Here is a 19,292-nt window from a genome sequence, read left to right on the forward strand (position 1 = left end):
GCGATGCCTGAGTCTCGAGGCTTGTGACCTCGCGACTCGCAATATGAATCATGCTGACCGATATATCGTCGATCCTGTCGCAATCCCGGCGGTTTGCCTGGGCAAACCCCTTGGGTGTTATATGGTCAAGCCTCACGGGCAATTAGTACTGGTTAGCTCAACACATTGCTGTGCTTCCACACCCAGCCTATCAACCTTGTAGTCTTCAAGGGCCCTTCAGGAGGCGCAAGGCCTCAGGGAAGTCTCATCTTGAAGGGGGCTTCCCGCTTAGATGCCTTCAGCGGTTATCCCGTCCGAACGTAGCTACCGGGCAATGCCATTGGCATGACAACCCGAACACCAGAGGTTCGTCCACTCCGGTCCTCTCGTACTAGGAGCAGCTCTTCTCAAACTTCCGACGCCCACGGCAGATAGGGACCGAACTGTCTCACGACGTTCTAAACCCAGCTCGCGTACCACTTTAAATGGCGAACAGCCATACCCTTGGGACCGACTTCAGCCCCAGGATGTGATGAGCCGACATCGAGGTGCCAAACACCGCCGTCGATGTGAACTCTTGGGCGGTATCAGCCTGTTATCCCCGGAGTACCTTTTATCCGTTGAGCGATGGCCCTTCCATACAGAACCACCGGATCACTAGAACCTACTTTCGTACCTGCTCGACGTGTCTGTCTCGCAGTCAAGCACCCTTATGCTCTTGCACTCAATGCACGATTTCCAACCGTGCTGAGGGTACCTTCGTGCTCCTCCGTTACTCTTTAGGAGGAGACCGCCCCAGTCAAACTACCCACCATACACTGTCCTCGATCCGGATGACGGACCTGAGTTAGAACGCCAATGATGTCAGGCTGGTATTTCAAGGTTGGCTCCACCGCATCTGGCGACGCGGTTTCAAAGCCTCCCAGCTATCCTACACAGACAACATCAGCATCCAGTGTAAAGCTATAGTAAAGGTTCACGGGGTCTTTCCGTCTAGCCGCGGGTACACAGCATCTTCACTGCGATTTCAATTTCACTGAGTCTCGGGTGGAGACAGCGTGGCCATCATTACGCCATTCGTGCAGGTCGGAACTTACCCGACAAGGAATTTCGCTACCTTAGGACCGTTATAGTTACGGCCGCCGTTTACCGGGGCTTCGATCAAGAGCTTCGGACGAATCCTAACCCCATCAATTAACCTTCCGGCACCGGGCAGGCGTCACACCCTATACGTCCGCTTGCGCGTTTGCAGAGTGCTGTGTTTTTAATAAACAGTTGCAGCCACCTGGTATCTTCGACCGGTAGGAGCTTACGGAGCAAGTCCTTCACTCGAACCGGTGCACCTTCTCCCGAAGTTACGGTGCCATTTTGCCTAGTTCCTTCACCCGAGTTCTCTCAAGCGCCTTGGTATTCTCTACCTGACCACCTGTGTCGGTTTGGGGTACGGTCGCATGTGATCTGAAGCTTAGAGGCTTTTCCTGGAAGCGTGGCATCGATGACTTCCTGACCGTGGTCAGTTCGTCTCGCATCTCGACCTCGGAGGAACCGGATTTGCCTGATTCCTCGGCCTACATGCTTTCACCAGGACAACCAACGCCTGGCTCACCTAGCCTTCTTCGTCCCCCCATCGCAACCACATCCGGTACGGGAATATTAACCCGTTTCCCATCGACTACGCGTTTCCGCCTCGCCTTAGGGGCCGACTCACTCTGCTCCGATTAACGTAGAACAGAAAACCTTGGTCTTCCGGCGGGGGAGTTTTTCACTCCCCTTATCGTTACTCATGTCAGCATTCGCACTCGTGATACCTCCAGCAGACTTTTCAATCTACCTTCATTGGCTTACACGACGCTCCTCTACCGCTCATCCAGAGGATGAACCCGTAGCTTCGGTACCTGATTTAGCCCCGTTATATCTTCCGCGCAGGCCGACTCGACTAGTGAGCTATTACGCTTTCTTTAAAGGATGGCTGCTTCTAAGCCAACCTCCTAGCTGTCTGAGCCTTCCCACATCGTTTCCCACTTAATCAGGATTTTGGGACCTTAGCTGACGGTCTGGGTTGTTTCCCTTTTCACAACGGACGTTAGCACCCGCTGTGTGTCTCCCACGCTGCACTCACTGGTATTCGGAGTTTGCCTCGGGTTGGTAAGTCGGGATGACCCCCTAGCCGAAACAGTGCTCTACCCCCAGCGGTGATACGTGAGGCGCTACCTAAATAGCTTTCGAGGAGAACCAGCTATCTCCGGGCTTGATTAGCCTTTCACTCCGATCCACAGCTCATCCCAGCATTTTTCAACATACTTGGGTTCGGGCCTCCAATTGATGTTACTCAATCTTCACCCTGGCCATGGATAGATCGCCCGGTTTCGGGTCTATACCCTGCGACTGGTCGCCCAGTTAAGACTCGGTTTCCCTACGCCTCCCCTATACGGTTAAGCTCGCCACAGAATATAAGTCGCTGACCCATTATACAAAAGGTACGCGGTCACACCACGAAGGTGCTCCCACTGCTTGTACGCATACGGTTTCAGGATCTATTTCACTCCCCTCGCCGGGGTTCTTTTCGCCTTTCCCTCACGGTACTGGTTCACTATCGGTCAGCCAGGAGTATTTAGCCTTGGAGGATGGTCCCCCCATGTTCAGTCAGGGTTTCTCGTGCCCCGACCTACTCGATTTCACGTGGCTCAGACTTCGACTACGGGACTATCACCCTGTATCGTCAAGCTTCCCAGCTTGTTCGCCTGTCAGTTGTCACGCTTAAGGGCTGGTCCCCGTTCGCTCGCCGCTACTTGGGGAATCTCGGTTGATTTCTTTTCCTCCGGGTACTTAGATGTTTCAGTTCCCCGGGTTTGCCTCTATAGGTTATGTATTGGCCTATAGATACTCACCTGATGGTGAGTGGGTTTCCCCATTCGGAAATCGTTGGGTCGCAGGGTATTTGCCACCTCGCCAACGCTTATCGCAGGCTATCACGTCCTTCATCGCCTCTGGCTGCCAAGGCATCCACCGTATGCGCTTAATCGCTTGACCATATAACCCCAAGGGGTCTGTCAAGGATTACGAATCTGTCGGACCTCTCCGACATATCGTGTTGATGGAGATGTGCTTGGCGCACATTCCATCGTCAGCATGATTCACATTGTTAAAGAGCGGCTGTTCAGAGAACAGTGAGAAGCGCGCTCTATTGAGCACGCTTGCCACTGCCGGCTAAGCCAGCAATAAGATCAGGTAATTCGTTGTGAGCACTTGCCGCGAGCGATAGACAGTGTCGATAAGGAGGTGATCCAGCCCCAGGTTCCCCTAGGGCTACCTTGTTACGACTTCACCCCAGTCATGAACCACACCGTGGTGATCGCCCTCCCGAAGGTTAGGCTAACCACTTCTGGTGCAGTCCACTCCCATGGTGTGACGGGCGGTGTGTACAAGGCCCGGGAACGTATTCACCGTGGCATTCTGATCCACGATTACTAGCGATTCCGACTTCATGGAGTCGAGTTGCAGACTCCAATCCGGACTGAGGCAAGCTTTATGGGATTGGCTCCACGTCGCCGTATTGCAACCCTTTGTACTTGCCATTGTAGCACGTGTGTAGCCCTACCCGTAAGGGCCATGATGACTTGACGTCGTCCCCACCTTCCTCCGGTTTGTCACCGGCAGTCTCCTTAGAGTTCCCGACATTACTCGCTGGCAAATAAGGATAGGGGTTGCGCTCGTTACGGGACTTAACCCAACATTTCACAACACGAGCTGACGACAGCCATGCAGCACCTGTCTCAGAGTTCCCGAAGGCACCAATCCATCTCTGGAAAGTCCTCTGGATGTCAAGGGTAGGTAAGGTTCTTCGCGTTGCATCGAATTAAACCACATGCTCCACCGCTTGTGCGGGCCCCCGTCAATTCATTTGAGTTTTAACCTTGCGGCCGTACTCCCCAGGCGGTCAACTTATTGCGTTAGCTGCGCCACTAAGTCCTCAAGGGACCCAACGGCTAGTTGACATCGTTTACGGCGTGGACTACCAGGGTATCTAATCCTGTTTGCTACCCACGCTTTCGCACCTCAGTGTCAGTGTCAGTCCAGAAGGCCGCCTTCGCCACTGGTATTCCTCCCGATCTCTACGCATTTCACCGCTACACCGGGAATTCTACCTTCCTCTCCTGCACTCTAGCCAAGCAGTTCCAGATGCCGTTCCCAGGTTGAGCCCGGGGCTTTCACACCTGGCTGACTTAGCCACCTACGCGCGCTTTACGCCCAGTAATTCCGATTAACGCTTGCACCCTCCGTATTACCGCGGCTGCTGGCACGGAGTTAGCCGGTGCTTCTTCTGCGAGTGATGTCTTTCCTCGGGAGTATTAATCCCGAGGCGTTCTTCCTCGCTGAAAGTGCTTTACAACCCGAAGGCCTTCTTCACACACGCGGCATGGCTGGATCAGGCTTTCGCCCATTGTCCAATATTCCCCACTGCTGCCTCCCGTAGGAGTCTGGGCCGTGTCTCAGTCCCAGTGTGGCTGATCATCCTCTCAGACCAGCTACGGATCGTCGCCTTGGTGAGCCGTTACCTCACCAACAAGCTAATCCGACATGGGCTCATCCGATAGCGCAAGGTCCGAAGATCCCCTGCTTTCTCCCGTAGGACGTATGCGGTATTAGCCTGAGTTTCCCCAGGTTGTCCCCCACTATCGGGCAGATTCCCATGCATTACTCACCCGTCCGCCGCTCGACGCCTCCTAGCAAGCTAGGATCGTTTCCGCTCGACTTGCATGTGTTAAGCCTGCCGCCAGCGTTCAATCTGAGCCATGATCAAACTCTTCAGTTGAAAGCTTGATAGTCTGTTAAGCAGACCAAACTTGGTTCAGAGTCAAACTTCTCGTGAGAGGCTTGCTCCGATATTTGGTGACCTTGTCACCACTCATCGGCAAGCGCTCACACGAATTACCTGATCAAATTTTTAAAGAGCGTCGCTGTGAAGCGAGGAGGCATATTTTACCCGGAACGCTTGAGAAGTCAAGCACTTGATAATGAGTCAGTCGACTGCCTCTAAGCATCATCAAGCGGTGAGGAGCGTTGCCCGATCACCTGTCCCGTAAGGAATGCGGCGTATTCTAGCGAATCGCCCGGGATTGTCAATCGATGATTTTCGAAGCGGGCTTCAAAAACATCCAGCAAAACAATCACCTGCAAACCTCTTTCACCGCTGGTAACGCCATGCGTCCCCGGCAGCGGATGCGTACTTTACGCACGAACTGTCGTGAGGGCAAGGGCTTTTTGGCAGTAATGCCCAAAAGAGTGCAAAGCGAGTCCATGCGTTTCTCTAGCACCATCAGGACGGCATCTCGAAAGACATCACACGAGAGTCCACTATATAGCCACTTCCTCGACAAACGCTGTCAGCACTGTCCCATCAAGCGCCCTCCACTATGCAACCCTCTCAATATGCTTCTCTTCTACAGGGACCCTGCAAGACATGTGAGTCGCTGCATGTGCGATAGCATCGGCCATTGCACTCTCTCTCCCCGCCGCCATCTGGCAGACACTGCCCACGATGATCAGACACGGTGTCGGCAATGGATGCTCGGCCAGACGACTCACCATATTGCCGAGCGAGCCATGCAGGGTCTGCTGCTCGGGAAGGCTGGCATTGGCGACCAGCATCATCGGCCAGTCCGCCGGCAGTCCATGACGCTGCAACTCATCGCAGATCACCTCGAGACGATTGAGCCCCATGTAGAAGAGAAGCGTTTCATCGCGACGCGCCAGCTGCTGCCATTCAGGCTGCTCGCTCTTGCTGCAGAGCTGAGCGGTCACGAAACGCAGACGCTGCGCATGCGCCCTGTCCGTCAATGGCATCCCCAGGGCAGCAGCCGCACCGGAAGCCGCGGTAATGCCTGGCACGATATGACGCGTGATGGCGGCATCATCGAGAGCCGCGAGCTCTTCCCCCATGCGTCCGAAGACACCGGGATCACCACCCTTGAGGCGCACGACCCGCATGCCCTCCCCCGCCAGACGCACCATCAGCGCGCCGATCTCATCCTGCGGCACACTATGATTGCCGCAGGCCTTGCCGACGTAGTAGCGCTCACAGTGAACCGGCAGCTGAGCGAGAATCTCACCGCCGACCAGACGGTCATAGACCACCGCATCCGCAGCATTCAGCATTCGCCATGCCTTGAGCGTCATCAGGTCCGGGTCCCCCGGCCCCGCGCCCACCAGCGCGACCTGCCCCGGAAGAAACGCCTCCCAGGCGGGAGAAATCCCGTTGGCATCGCTGCGCGTCGGCGCATGCTGATTCCCTCCACGCCACTCGCGCCGCGACATCAGGCCGTCGGTCAGCCGTGCCATGAGAATCCCGAAAGACTCTGCACTGCTGGATACCGACATCAGGTCACGCCATTTCCAACGAATCAGTCCGCTCATCGGATCGCTCCTCTTCCACAAGACGTTTGAGTTCAGGCAGGCAGGAACCGCAGCGAGTGCCGCAGGCCAGTCGCGCGCCCAGTGCTTCCACGGAACCGTCACCGGACTGGATGGCCTGACGAATGGTCAGCTCGCCGACCTGATGGCAGGCGCAGATCATCGCCCCGACGTCCGCCTGCCCGGAGAGACGGCCGGCCAGCAGGCTGCGCCGCTCATGCGCGGAGAGCTGCTCTGATGCGAAGCATTCGCCCAGCCAGGCGATATTGGGTTGGCGATCGAGGTGTGCGTCACCCGGCATCACCTTCAGCCACCAGACAAGGCGCCCATCACGAAAGCCCGCTGCGCTGATGCCTCCCTGAGCGGCGTCCTGTGCCCAGAGCCCCGCCGGGACACCCAGATGGCCTTCGCACCAATGCTGCCAATCCGGCTGCCCCTGACCCGCCAGCTGGTAGCGCACCAATGCCGATTGCGGAATACGTGCCCAGTAGCGCCCATCGAGCTGGGCCACGGCATCCGCCAGGTCCTCACGCCCGGCCAGGATGGCGGGGGCGATCAACAGAGTGGCCTGCCACTCGCACGGCAATGGCGCGACCTCGACCGCGCCATGCTTGGATTCCGGCTGACCGGAGAAGGGATCGACAAAACCCGCCAGCAGCGCACCGGCCCGGGCATGACTCGCGAAGTGGTCACTCCAGTGCATCGGAATGAACACCTCCCCGCGTCGCTGACCACTGCTGATGCGCACGCGAGCCCGATAATCCCCACGTAGCCCGCCCTGCTCATCACGCCCCTTGAGTTGCGCGAGACCGCCATCCTGCAAATCACGAGCCGCCGCATCCTGCGGATGAAGCTCCACGAAAGGCTCGGCCCGGTGATTCATCAGGCGAGCACTGCGCGCGGTGCGCGTCATGGTGTGCCACTGATCACGTATACGTCCGGTATTGAGACGCAGCGGCGCCGCATCGCTCAGCGTCTGTTGCGGCAATTGCGGTGCCACGGGTACGAGGCGTGCGCGCCCATTTGGGGTGTTGAAGGTGGCATCCTCGAACAGGCGTGGCGTGCCGGTCAGCTCGCCCTTGCTCCCGCGGCGCACCGGCCACTGGATCGGCTTGAGCGCGTCGTAGCCCGCGCGATCCAGCTCCGCCAGCGGCGCGATGTTGAACAGCCGCTTGACCGAGGGTATCGCCGATGGCCTGCGACCGGCCTTGAGATGCGGCGCAGCATTGCGAAACCCCGAGAGGCGAGCGTGTTCACGGAAGATCGCGTGGGGCCCCGAGTAGTCGAAAGCCTCCTGATAGCCCATGCGCTTGCCGACCTCCGCCAGCTGCCACCAGTCATGACGCGCATCGCCCGGCGGAGTCAGCAGGCCACGCTGACGCGAGATGCAACGCTCGGAATTGGTGACGGTGCCATCCTTCTCGCTCCAGCTGCTGGCCGGCAGCACCACGTCGGCGTAGGCCAGGGTGTCACTGTCGGCCATGCACTCGGAGACGATCACCAGCGGGCAGGCCGCCAGTGCCGCACGCACTCGTGCACTATCCGGCAGACTCACCGCCGGGTTGGTCGCCATGATCCACAGTGCCCTAATCTCGCCGCGCCCCACCGCCGCGAACAGCTCGACGGCCTTGTGACCAGGCCCCTCGGGTAGATTCGGCGCCTGCCAGAACTCGCTGACCAGCGCCCGCGCGCCCGGCGTGTCGTAATCCATATGTGCCGCCAACTGGTTCGCCAGACCACCGACTTCGCGACCGCCCATCGCATTGGGCTGCCCGGTGATGGAGAACGGCCCCGCGCCCGGCAGCCCGATCTTGCCACCCGCCAGATGGCAATTGATGATCGCATTGCCCTTGTCAGTGCCACTGGTCGATTGATTCACGCCCTGGGAGAACAGCGTGACCACGTGCAGCTGGGTGGCGAACCAGTAATAGAAGGTCTCGAGACGCTCCACATCGATATCGCAATCCCGCGCAATCGCGGAAAGCGAGCAGTCGTCACGCTTCGCCTGCTTGAGCGCCGCATCGAACCCCTGGGTGTGGGCCTCCAGATAGAGGCGGTCGGTACGTCCGCGCTCAGCCATATAGGCCAGCAAGCCATTGAAGAGGCGCGCGTCGCTGCCGGGGCGAATACCCAGATACAGGTCCGCGATCTCGCAGCTGTCGGTCAGCCGCGGGTCGATCACCACGATACGCAGCAGCGGATTGTCGATACGTGCCTGCTTGAGACGCTGGAACAGCACCGGGTGGTTCCATGCCAGATTGCTGCCGACCAGCACCACCAGTTCGGCACGCTCGAGATCCTCATAGCTGCAAGGCACGGCGTCTGCTCCGAAGGCACGCTTGTGCGCCACGACCGCCGAGGCCATGCACAGCCGCGAATTGGTATCCAGGTGCGGTGTGCCGATGAAGCCCTTGAACAGCTTGTTGGCAAGGTAATAGTCCTCGGTCAACAGCTGTCCTGACAGATAGGCGGCGATGCTGTCCCCACCATGGGTACTGCGCAGCTCATCGAAGCGAGCAGCGATCAGATCCAGCGCCGTATCCCAGCTCACCTCTCGCAGCACACCAGCGGCATCGCGTATCTGAGGCTGCGTCAGACGGCCGCTGAGTGACAGCGTCTCGGCAAGCGCAGCCCCCTTGACGCACAGACGCCCATAATTGGCCGGATGGTCGTTGTCGCCGCTGACGGCGACGACCCTGCGCTTGAGCTCACCGCCTGCCTGCTCCCGGGTTTCCAGTTCAAGTGACACGCCACACCCGACACCGCAATACGGGCAGGTCGTCGAGGCGCTGCTGGGGGAAGACTCACTTGTGCTCTGGGGCTTGCTGGCCTGCATCGACATCACTCCCTGGTGCAGTAAGCATGAAAAAAGGCGCCTGATGACCCGCCACGTAATGTGCGGTCATCAGGCGCCTTTGCCTGTCGTGGTCAGTCCAGGTCTGCCCTGCAGGCTGACAATGGAAACTGACGGTGGATACGGCCTCGTCATGCCGATGGGTGCGCAATCTCGTCTTCGAGACGTCGACATGACGTGCATGATTGAAGAGCCGCCGTTGGCCGGTTCGCGGGGCTCGCAACAGTGAAGCTTGCGGAGTCGCGAACCCTCAATCAGGTATCACACCAATGACCTGACAGACGCACTTAACAGACCAACCCTGATCAATCACCATAAATAACAATCACTTGGTCGCCATAAGCTACCGAACCAGGAGGCGAACAGCGCAAGTCGGCCAGCGCCAGGCATCGCTGAGGCACCAGCCATGTGCATCAGCGCATGCAACTGCACCAATCCCTGCCTTGATGTCTCCCCCAACCGTGACCGGCTCTACCATGTCAGGACAGTGCCTCGAGCATCTGCAACTGCAAGTGAATGAAAAATAGCGACTTTCTCTGGAGCGGCACCGAATTCGCCTGAGTGTCGGCAGGTTGGGTCAATGACGACCCCGAATCGCAGGTCTCGCAGCGCTCACTCCGATGAGTGGCATGCCGCAGCCGACGGTCCGCCAGACCTGCCGCAGTTGCGGGTGACAGTGACATCGCCGCCTGATGCTGCAACTCGCTATCCAATGCTTAGCCCTCATCTTCCAGGCAAAGGCGCCTGCTTGACGTCGTGATCATCACGGCGCCAAGCAGGCGCTTTTTTTATGCGTCCAGAACGTCAGCGCAAGGAGGCAGAATGCATCCGTCATCTACCACCCGCGAGCCTACGCCAGCACTGGTCATCATCGGCCACGGCATGGCGGCGCAGAAGCTTTTGGAGCAGCTGGTCTCGCTGAGCCCTGATCAGCAGCTGCCCTGGCCGACCACGGTGATCGGCGAGGAGCCCCACCTCCCCTACAACCGCATTCAGCTCTCGCCGCTATTGGCGGGCGAGACACAAACCGAAGGCCTGATCAGCCAGCAGGCCGACTGGTTCTCGCAGCATGGCATCACACGGATCAGCGGCGACCCCGTCAGCCAGATCGATCGCGCCGCTCGCTGTGTCGAGACCGCCAGCGGTGGCCGCATTCCCTATCAGCGGCTGGTGATCGCGACCGGCTCACGCCCGGCGCTGCCTCTGCCGCTACCAGCTCACCTGCCAGAGGCGTCGTACGCCAATGACTGGCCGCCGGGGCTGATGGGCTTTCGCGATCTGAAGGATGTCGAGCAGATGCAGGCCGCCTGCCTTGCCGGACGGCAGGGGGGCGCTGGCGCACTGGTCATCGGTGGCGGGCTGCTCGGGCTCGAGGCCGCCGAGGGCCTGCGCAAGGGTGGCCTTGAGGTGACGCTGCTGCAACGCAGCGAGCGCCTGATGAACCGTCAGCTGGATGAGGTCGCGGCCGGACTGCTGGAGCAGGAACTTCGCGAGCGTGGCCTCGACATCATTACTGGCGCGTATCTCGAAGAGTGGCTCGAGACCCCGGCGGGCCGCATCACCGGCGTGCGCCTCAAGGATGGCCGCGAACTGCACGCCGGACTGACCATCGCCGCCACCGGCATTCGTCCCGAAATCGAGCTTGCGCGTGCTGCAGGGCTGACCTGTCAGCGCGCCATCCAGGTCGATGGCCACCTGCTCACGAGCGATCCGCACATTCATGCGTTGGGCGAATGCTGTGAGGTGGATGGCGAGACCTTCGGCCTGATCGAGCCCATCTGGGCGCAGACCGAAGTGCTCGCCCGCCAGCTTCTCGCGCAACCGACTCCACCCTATCGCAATGCGCCACTGGCGACGCGCCTCAAGATCAGCGGCATCGACCTCTATAGCTGCGGCGAGCTTGCCCCACAGACGAATGACGAGGTGCTGGTCTATCAGGACCACGCCCTGGGCGACTACCGCCGACTGCTGCTGCGCGAGGAGCGTCTGGTCGGTGTAGTGCTCTACGGCGACGTCAGTGCCGGCAATGCCCTGTTCGAAGCGCTCAAGGCCGGCACACCACTGACCAGGATTCGCGAAGACCTCCTGCTGATGCCGGCAGAAGCCCTCGCACGTCTGACCCAGGACGGCCCGCCGACGGCGCCTGATGACCCCGGTGGCAAGCCGGGCACTCAAGACACTTCTGACAAGACCGACAAGACCAACAAGACCAACACCACGAACAAGACCGACAACACCCCTGACACCTTCGAGGAGGCCGCATGAAACACCTGATCATCATCGGCAATGGCATGGTTGGCCATCACTGCGTCGAACAGCTGATCGCACTGGGTGCCACCGCGCACTACCAGATTCATGTCTTCGGCGAAGAACGCCATATCGCCTACGACCGCGTGCACCTCTCGGAGTATTTCACCGGGCGTGATGCCGAATCTCTCGCGCTCGGTAGCGTCGAGGATTACGCCAGCGCCGGTATCACGCTTCATCTGGACGAATGCGTCACGGCGATCGATCGCGATGGTGGCCATGTCATCACTCCGCGCGGGCGCTATCCCTATGACAGCCTGGTACTGGCGACCGGCTCGACCCCCTTCGTGCCGCCCATCCAGGGCCTCGGTGAGCCGGGAAGCGAGGCTGCCGCCAGCAATCGTCTGGTCTACCGCACCCTGGAGGATCTTGATCAGATTCGCGCCGCTGCCGACAGCAAGACACGTGGCGTGGTGGTCGGCGGTGGCCTGCTGGGACTTGAGGCCGCCAATGCCCTCAAGTCACTCGGCCTGGAAGCGCATGTCGTCGAATTCGCGCCACGCCTGATGCCGGTCCAGCTGGATGAGGATGGCGGCCTTGCACTCAAGCAACACATCACTGCGCTGGGCGTGGGGGTGCACCTCAATCGCGCCACCACCGACATCGTGCCCGGCGAGCACCATCAGTGGCGGATGAACTTCTCCGATGGCGAATACCTGGAGACCGACCTGATCGTGTTCTCCGCCGGCATCCGTCCTCAGGATGCGCTGGCACGCAGCGCCAGCCTCGAGATCGGCGAGCGCGGCGGCATCATCATCGATGACGAATGCCGCACCTCGGACCCGGAAATCTTCGCCATCGGCGAGTGCGCCCTGTGGCAATCACGCATCTTCGGGCTGGTCGCGCCGGGCTATCAGATGGCCCGCGGCGTGGCGTCCCTGCTGGCCGCCAGCGCTGGCGATGCCACAAGCGATGCGCAGGAGCGCTTCCGCTTCCAGGGTGCCGACATGTCCACCAAGCTCAAGCTGCTGGGCGTGGATGTCGGCTCCATCGGTGACGCCCACGGCAAGAGCGAGGGCGCGATCAGCTATCGCTACTGTGACGAGGCCGATGGCGTCTATCGCCGCCTGATCGTCTCGCAGGACCGCAAGCAGGTGCTGGGCGCGGTACTGATCGGCGACAACTCGCGCTACGACACCCTGCTGCAGTACGTCACCAATGGCATTGCGGCGCCCAAGGACCCGGCGGCACTCATCCTGCCGGATGCCAGTGGCGAGGCCATCACGCTGGGCGCGGATGCCCTGCCCGATAGCGCCACTCTGTGTTCCTGCCACAACGTCTCCAAGGGCGATGTCTGCAGCGCCATCGATGACGGCAACAGTGATCTGGGCGCCATCAAGGCCTGCACCAGGGCCAGCACCGGCTGCGGGGGCTGTGCGGCGCTGCTCAAGAAGGTGGTGGACGCCGAGCTGGAAAGTCGTGGCGTCGAGGTCGACCGCTCAATGTGCGAGCACTTCGCCCACACGCGTCAGGAGCTCTACTCGCTGGTGCGCGTCGAAGGCATCGAGACCTTCGCCGAGCTGATGGCCAGCCACGGACGCCATCCCGATGCTCTGGGCTGCGAGGTCTGCAAGCCGGCGGTGGGCTCGATTCTGGCCTCGTGCTGGAACGCGCCGATCACCGAGTCCTCGCACATTCCGCTGCAGGACACCAATGACACCTTCATGGCCAACATGCAGAAGAACGGCACCTATTCCGTGGTGCCGCGCATCCCCGGCGGCGAGATCACGCCGGACAAGCTGATCGCCATCGGCGAGATCGGCAAGCGCTACAACCTCTATACCAAGATCACCGGCGGCCAGCGCATCGACCTCTTCGGAGCCCAGCTGCATGAATTGCCGGAAATCTGGAGCGAGCTGATCGCCGCCGGCTTCGAGACCGGCCACGCCTACGGCAAGTCCACCCGCACGGTGAAATCCTGTATCGGCAGCACCTGGTGTCGCTATGGCGTGCAGGACAGCATGGCGATGGCGCTGACGCTGGAAGACCGCTACAAGGGCCTGCGTTCCCCGCACAAGCTCAAGTTCGCCGTCTCCGGCTGTACCCGTGAGTGCGCCGAGGCCCAGAGCAAGGATGTCGGTGTGATCGCCACCGAGAACGGCTGGAACCTCTACGTCTGCGGCAACGGCGGCATGCGCCCGCGTCATGCCGAGCTGTTCGCGACCGACCTGGACGACGAGAGCCTGATCCGCACCATCGACCGCTTCCTGATGTTCTACATCCGCACCGCCGACCGCCTGCAGCGCACCTCCGTCTGGCGCGAGGGCCTCGAAGGCGGCCTCGACTATCTGAAAGAGGTGATTCTCGAGGACAGTCTGGGGCTCGGCGAAACCCTGGAAGAGCAGATGCAGCAGGTGGTGGACCGCTACGAGTGCGAATGGGCCAATGCCCTCAAGAGCCCCGAGAAACTCAAACGCTTCCGCAATTACGTCAATGACCAGCGCCCCGACCCGGCCGTGGTCAACATCGTCGAACGCGACCAGATCCGCCCCGCCAGCCGCGATGAACTGGCCAGTGACAATCTGATCATCAGCGACGGTGGCGCATGCGAATCAGTGGCAGAACATCAGCCTCAGTCAACGATCCATCTGGCCACGGAGGTACGCTCATGACATCGCCTGAACTTGCCATGACACGGAATACTGCATCGCCCCACCACTCCGCCACGGCGACATCATCCCGTCGCTGGGTGACACTCTGCCAGCGCGAGGACCTGGTACCGGGCTCCGGCGTCGCCGCCTGGCTTGAGGCGGACGGCCAGGCCTGCCAGATCGCCCTGTTCACGCTGCCGGCCATAGCCGATAGCGATGACCTCACGCTGTTCGCCATCGACCATCATGATCCGGTGTCAGGCGCCAACGTGATTGCCCGCGGCCTGCTGGGCGATCACGCCGGAGAGCCACTGGTGATCTCGCCACTCTACAAGCAGCGCTATCGACTCAGTGATGGCCAATGCCTGGACGAAGACACTCTTGCCTTGACGGTGTGGCCTGTGCGTCTGGCAGGCGGCGAGGTACAGATACAGTGCCAGCGGACAGACGATGCCTGCTAGCCACACCCGCAAACCACATCTGCAAGCCACATAAGTGATTGATGACGTACGCATATGCTCGAAAAACGGCACATATTTGGTGCACAACCATGCTGCAACGCACCATGAATCGCCCAGCAGCGCGCACGCCTCGAGTCATCTGACCGACAGCTGGCAGCTCACAAAGAGGCATCAATATCTCAAGCCATTGTTTTTACTGAGGATACTGTAAAGCTGGCATCGGGCATGCAATCTATACAGCGAGATGGCAAATGGCGGCTATCTCGCATGGCGTGCTCATTGCTGAGTCGAGGATCCGGGACCGGCGTATCCCCCTCGATATACAATGGCATTTAAGTCCACCCTATCTGGGGTGGACTTTTTTTATGCCAGCAGACAGCGACAAGCCATTGATTTCTTTGCTTCAAAGCACGATGGGCCACTCACTCTGTCTTGCTGATCTCCCTTCGTGCTTCTCGCTTTTCCTTCTTGCCCCTCGCCGCTCATTTTTCTTCCCGCTGCTGACGACGTGCGATCCAGCGCTGACATTCTCCGATGATGCCGCTGCGGAAGCTGAGCACGCAGACCACGAAGATGGCGCCCAGAATCACGCTGACCCAATCCCCCAGCGCGGATTGCGCCAACTGATGCTGCAGCCCGATGACCAGCCCGGAGCCCACCAGTGGCCCGAGCAGCGTGCCGACGCCGCCCAGCAATGTCATCAGGATCACCTCCCCCGACATGTGCCAGCTGGCATCACCCAGCGAGGCGAGCTGGAACACCAGCGTCTTGGTCGCCCCCGCCAGGCCTGCCAGCCCCGCCGACAGCACGAAGGCCACCAGCTTGTAGGCATCGGTGTGATAGCCCAGCGAGATGGCGCGCGGCTCGTTCTCGCGAATGGCCTTCAGCACCTGACCGAAGGGGGAATGCACCACGCGCCGGATCAGGGCAAAGGCCGCCACGAAGATCGCGAACACGAAGTAATACAGGGTGTGATTGTTCGCCAGATCGAACATGCCGAACAGCTCACCGCGCGGCACGCCATGCAGGCCATCTTCACCATGTGTGAACGGCGCCTGGATGAAGAAGAAGAACATCATCTGGGCCAGGGCCAGCGTGATCATCGCGAAGTAGATGCCCTGCCGCCGGATGGCCAGCGCCCCGAACAGCGTCCCCAGCACTACCGCGCCGAGCGTACCGGCCACGATGCCCAACGCCGGACTCAGGCCCGGGTATTCCGCGAGCAAGAAGCCGGTGATATAGGCGCCCGTGGCCAGGAAGGCAGCATGCCCGAAGGACAGCAGCCCCACGAAGCCGAGCAGCAGATTGAAGGCGCTGGCGAACAGCGCAAAGCACAGAATCTTCATCAGAAAGACGGGATAGGCGACCCAGGGTGCCAGTAACCCGAGCAGGAACAGCACGAGATACAGCATGCCCAGCGGGGTGATTCTGCGCGGCGCGCTGCCTGCACGCGCGGCCTGGTGATCCTGTTGCAGTACGGCCATGTCAGGCCTCCTTTCCGAACAGCCCAGCAGGGCGAAGCATCAACACCATCACCATCACCACGAAGATCACGGTATTGGCAGCCTCGGGATAGAACACCTTGGTCAGCCCCTCGATCAGCCCCATCGCGAGCCCGGTGAGAATGGCGCCGAGAATCGAGCCCATCCCGCCGATGACCACCACCGCGAACACCACGATCAGCAGGCTCGAGCCCATGGTCGGCGAGACGGGATACAAGGGCGCGGCCAGTACGCCGGCGAAGGCGGCAAGCGCCACGCCGAGCCCGTAGGTCAGCGACACCATCAAGGGCACATTGATGCCGAAGGCCTGCACCAGCTCGGGATTCTCGGTTCCCGCGCGCAGATAGGCTCCAAGGCGCGTGCGCTCGATCAGGAACCAGACTCCGAAGCAGACCACCAACGCCGCCACCAGCACCCAGGCGCGGTAGGTGGGCAGGAACATGAAGCTCAGCTTGAAGCCGCCACTCAGCGCCTCGGGGATCGGATAGCTCGACCCCGAGACTCCGAACAGATTCACCAGCGTGCCCTCGAAGATCAGCGCCAGCCCGAAGGTCAGCAACAGCCCATAGAGGTGATCAAGATGCTGGATGCGCCGCAGCAGCAGACGCTCGACCACGATGCCCAGGGCCCCCACCACCAGCGGCACCACGATCAGCGCCGTCCAGTAGTTGAGCCCCAGATATTGCGCTCCCAGCAGCGCCGCGAAGGCGCCCAGCATGTACTGGGCACCATGCGCGAAGTTGATGATGCGCAACAGACCGAAGATCACCGCCAGCCCAAGGCTCAGCAATGCATAGAAGGCACCGTTGATCAGCCCCAGCATCAGCTGACCGAACAGCACCATCAGGGGTATTCCAAAAATCATGGTCATCCGCCCATTCCTTTTCAGCGCCCATTCGCGTCAGCCGCTCGGCGCTGCCGATCATCCGACCGGCAGCGCCATGCCATACGTCTCAGCGACTCGACTGGTGTTCGGCTTCAGCCCTTGACCAGCTCGCACTGGCTGTCCGCCAGCGGTCGGTAGGCTTCAGCGCCGGGAATGGTGCGGATCACGTCATAGACATCCCACTCGCCTTGAGACTCGGAGGGCGCCTTGACCTTGACCAGATACATGTCGTGCACCATGCGCCCATCGGCACGGATGGTGCCGTTGCTGGCGAACATGTCGTTGACCGGCGTCTCGCCCATTCTGGTGCGCACGGTGGCGGTGTCATCGCTACCGGTGGCCGCGACCGCATTCAGGTAATGCAGGGTGCTGGAGTAGATACCGGCCTGCACCATGGTCGGCATGCGCTCATTGCGCTCGTGATAGCGCTGGGACCAGGCACGTGTCTCGTCATTGAGGTCCCAGTACCAGCCGGTGGTGAGCTGCAGCCCCTGCGCCACCTCAAGCCCCAGGGCATGCACATCGTTGAGGAAGATCAGCAGCCCCGCCAACGATTGCCCAGCCTGCACCACGCCGAACTGACTCGCCGTGGTCAACGCATTGACGGTGTCCGACCCGGCATTGGCCAGCCCGACGATCTTGGCCCCGGAACCCTGCGCCTGAAGGATGTAGGAGGAGAAATCACTGGTCGGGAATGGATGACGTACCTTGCCGACGATGGTGCCGCCGTTCTCGTTCACCACCTTTTCCACATCGCCTTCCAGGGCATGACCGAAGGCGTAGTCCGCGGTCAAAAGGAACCAGCTGTCACCACCTTCATCGACGATCGCCTTGGCCGTGCCATGCGCCAGCGGATAGGTGTCGTACACCCAGTGGACATGATTGGGCGTGCAATGCTCATTGGTGATGCTGGAAGCCGCCGAGCCGGAGACGATTCCCAGCGTGTCCTGTTCGGCGAGAATCCGTGTCACCGCGATGCTCACCGATGAGGCCACCAGGCCTGCGACCATGTCGACATTCTGCTGATCGATCCAGCCGCGCACCGTATTGGCACCGACATCGGCGCTGTTGCGGTCATCGGCACTCAATACCTCGATCGGCATGCCATTGACGCTGCCGCCGAAGTCCTCGACCGCCATCTTGAGTGCATCGAGGCCGCCCGGGCCGGCCAGATCACGATAGGTGCCTGACATGTCGGCCAGATAGCCGATCTTGATCACGCCGTCGCTGATATCGGCCTGCGCGATTCCCGCCAACAGGAGTGACCCCATCATGAGCGCAGACAGGGGCAACAGGCGCCGGCGTGTAGCCGCCGTGATGCGGCGGGACAACGGTGACGCGACGGGGGTGGCACTGGATGAAACGGTGGCGTTGCATGAAGCGGTGGCGTGCATGACATCTCCAGACCGGTTTTCCCGGCAATATTGTGATTGTTGTGGTGAGACGTGCGGACTTCAGTTTGGCGAGTGCAAAGGCCGTGCATGGCGGCCGACCCTGTGCAGCTCATCCCGAGCGGGGGTTCAGACCCCCAGTACCTTGTGCAGATATTCGTGGCGGGCCGGTAATTCAGCCGCGCTGATCTCTTCCAGAATGGTGCCGTGCTCCATCAGGTAATGCCGGTCGGCCAGCGGGGCGGCAAAGCGGAAATTCTGCTCCACCAACACGATGGTCATACCACGCGCCTTCAGCATCACCAGCACTTCGGCCAACTTCTGGTTGATGACCGGCGCCAGCCCCTCGGTGATCTCATCCAGCAGCAGCAGGTCCGCTCCGGTGCGCAGGATGCGCGCCAGCGCCAGCATCTGCTGCTCGCCACCGGAGAGGCGCGTGCCCTGACTGGTGCGCCGCTCATGCAGATTGGGAAACAGGGCATAGAGCTCATCCAGCGACATGACCTGGCTCTGGGCCTGGTCATGCCCTGTGCTCTTGACCAGCGGTGGCAGCAGCAGATTCTCCTCGACGCTCAGACTGGCGAAGATGCCGCGCTCCTCTGGGCAGAAACCGACACCGAGATGGGCGATGCGATGCGGTGCCAGCCCCATGCTGTCCTGCCCCTTGATGAGGATGTCGCCGCTGCGCCGGCCAACCATGTTCATGATCGCGCGCAGCGTGCTGCTGCGCCCGGCCCCGTTGCGCCCCAGCAAGGTCACCAGCTCGCCGCGCCGCACCGTCATGTTGACGCCATGCAGCACATGGGACTCGCCATACCAGGCGTTCAGCTCGCGCAGGCAGAGCTGCTCTTCCCCCAGCGACGAGTCGGCCGCCGAGGCCTGCCTGTCCACCGCCTGCTCCATAACCACC

At 60.7% G+C, this 19,292-nt stretch carries 9 protein-coding genes and 2 rRNA genes; 3 read left to right on the forward strand and 8 right to left on the reverse strand.

Annotated elements, in window-relative coordinates; genetic code table 11:
• Positions 1-121: 121 nt before the first annotated feature.
• The 4 genes from AC5WNI_RS14650 to AC5WNI_RS14665 form a co-directional block, all read right to left on the reverse strand.
• A 23S ribosomal RNA gene (locus AC5WNI_RS14650) occupies positions 122-3,009 on the reverse strand.
• A 242-nt stretch (positions 3,010-3,251) separates the two neighbouring features.
• A 16S ribosomal RNA gene (locus tag AC5WNI_RS14655) occupies positions 3,252-4,792 on the reverse strand.
• The 16S and 23S rRNA genes sit together here, the layout of an rRNA operon.
• A 599-nt stretch (positions 4,793-5,391) precedes the next feature.
• Positions 5,392-6,393 (reverse strand): uroporphyrinogen-III C-methyltransferase, encoded by a 1,002-nt coding sequence (cobA, locus tag AC5WNI_RS14660; RefSeq protein WP_254627082.1) that lies wholly within the window; start codon positions 6,391-6,393, stop codon positions 5,392-5,394.
• The gene (locus tag AC5WNI_RS14665; RefSeq protein WP_175089582.1) at positions 6,362-9,226 is read right to left on the reverse strand and encodes a nitrate reductase; all 2,865 of its coding nucleotides are present in this window, start codon (positions 9,224-9,226) and stop codon (positions 6,362-6,364) included. The genes cobA and AC5WNI_RS14665 overlap by 32 nt, the downstream gene beginning before the upstream one ends.
• Before the next feature lie 840 nt (positions 9,227-10,066).
• Here AC5WNI_RS14665 and AC5WNI_RS14670 point away from each other — a divergent pair.
• From AC5WNI_RS14670 to nirD, 3 genes are read left to right on the forward strand one after another with little or no spacing between them, the layout of a single operon-like run.
• On the forward strand, positions 10,067-11,509 hold the full coding sequence (locus AC5WNI_RS14670; RefSeq protein ID WP_285461112.1) for an NAD(P)/FAD-dependent oxidoreductase: 1,443 nt from the start codon (positions 10,067-10,069) through the stop codon (positions 11,507-11,509).
• Positions 11,506-14,163, forward strand: a complete 2,658-nt coding sequence (gene nirB / locus AC5WNI_RS14675) for a nitrite reductase large subunit NirB (protein ID WP_175089584.1) — start codon at positions 11,506-11,508, stop codon at positions 14,161-14,163. The genes AC5WNI_RS14670 and nirB overlap by 4 nt, the downstream gene beginning before the upstream one ends.
• A 17-nt stretch (positions 14,164-14,180) precedes the next feature.
• A complete protein-coding gene (gene nirD / locus AC5WNI_RS14680; protein ID WP_217485860.1) occupies positions 14,181-14,603 on the forward strand; it encodes a nitrite reductase small subunit NirD in 423 nt (140 codons plus the stop codon).
• 482 nt (positions 14,604-15,085) lie between these two features.
• Here nirD and AC5WNI_RS14685 read toward each other — a convergent pair whose 3' ends face one another.
• The 4 genes from AC5WNI_RS14685 to AC5WNI_RS14700 form a co-directional block, all read right to left on the reverse strand.
• A complete protein-coding gene (locus AC5WNI_RS14685) occupies positions 15,086-16,015 on the reverse strand; it encodes a branched-chain amino acid ABC transporter permease (protein ID WP_217485862.1) in 930 nt (309 codons plus the stop codon).
• A gap of 73 nt (positions 16,016-16,088) precedes the next feature.
• Positions 16,089-16,976: a branched-chain amino acid ABC transporter permease gene (locus AC5WNI_RS14690; protein ID WP_043334657.1), complete on the reverse strand. Its 888-nt coding sequence runs from the start codon at positions 16,974-16,976 to the stop codon at positions 16,089-16,091.
• A 107-nt stretch (positions 16,977-17,083) separates the two neighbouring features.
• On the reverse strand, positions 17,084-18,265 hold the full coding sequence (locus AC5WNI_RS14695) for an ABC transporter substrate-binding protein (RefSeq protein WP_175089587.1): 1,182 nt from the start codon (positions 18,263-18,265) through the stop codon (positions 17,084-17,086).
• A 246-nt stretch (positions 18,266-18,511) separates the two neighbouring features.
• Positions 18,512-19,285 carry an ABC transporter ATP-binding protein gene (locus tag AC5WNI_RS14700; protein WP_438940923.1) on the reverse strand — a complete coding sequence of 258 codons (774 nt, stop codon included), beginning with the start codon at positions 19,283-19,285 and terminating at the stop codon, positions 18,512-18,514.
• Positions 19,286-19,292: the final 7 nt, after the last annotated feature.

This window comes from Cobetia sp. PDI-12MA, from assembly GCF_059507695.1.

Bases quoted from the DNA above. Each gene is read 5' to 3' on its own strand.
- cobA (WP_254627082.1), bottom strand. From the start codon at position 6,393: ATGAGCGGACTGATTCGTTGGAAATGGCGTGACCTGATGTCGGTATCC.
- AC5WNI_RS14665 (WP_175089582.1), bottom strand. From the start codon at position 9,226: ATGCAGGCCAGCAAGCCCCAGAGCACAAGTGAGTCTTCCCCCAGCAGC.
- AC5WNI_RS14670 (WP_285461112.1), top strand. From the start codon at position 10,067: ATGCATCCGTCATCTACCACCCGCGAGCCTACGCCAGCACTGGTCATC.
- nirB (WP_175089584.1), top strand. From the start codon at position 11,506: ATGAAACACCTGATCATCATCGGCAATGGCATGGTTGGCCATCACTGC.
- nirD (WP_217485860.1), top strand. From the start codon at position 14,181: ATGACACGGAATACTGCATCGCCCCACCACTCCGCCACGGCGACATCA.
- AC5WNI_RS14685 (WP_217485862.1), bottom strand. From the start codon at position 16,015: ATGCTGTATCTCGTGCTGTTCCTGCTCGGGTTACTGGCACCCTGGGTC.
- AC5WNI_RS14690 (WP_043334657.1), bottom strand. From the start codon at position 16,976: ATGACCATGATTTTTGGAATACCCCTGATGGTGCTGTTCGGTCAGCTG.
- AC5WNI_RS14695 (WP_175089587.1), bottom strand. From the start codon at position 18,265: ATGATGGGGTCACTCCTGTTGGCGGGAATCGCGCAGGCCGATATCAGC.
- AC5WNI_RS14700 (WP_438940923.1), bottom strand. From the start codon at position 19,285: ATGGAGCAGGCGGTGGACAGGCAGGCCTCGGCGGCCGACTCGTCGCTG.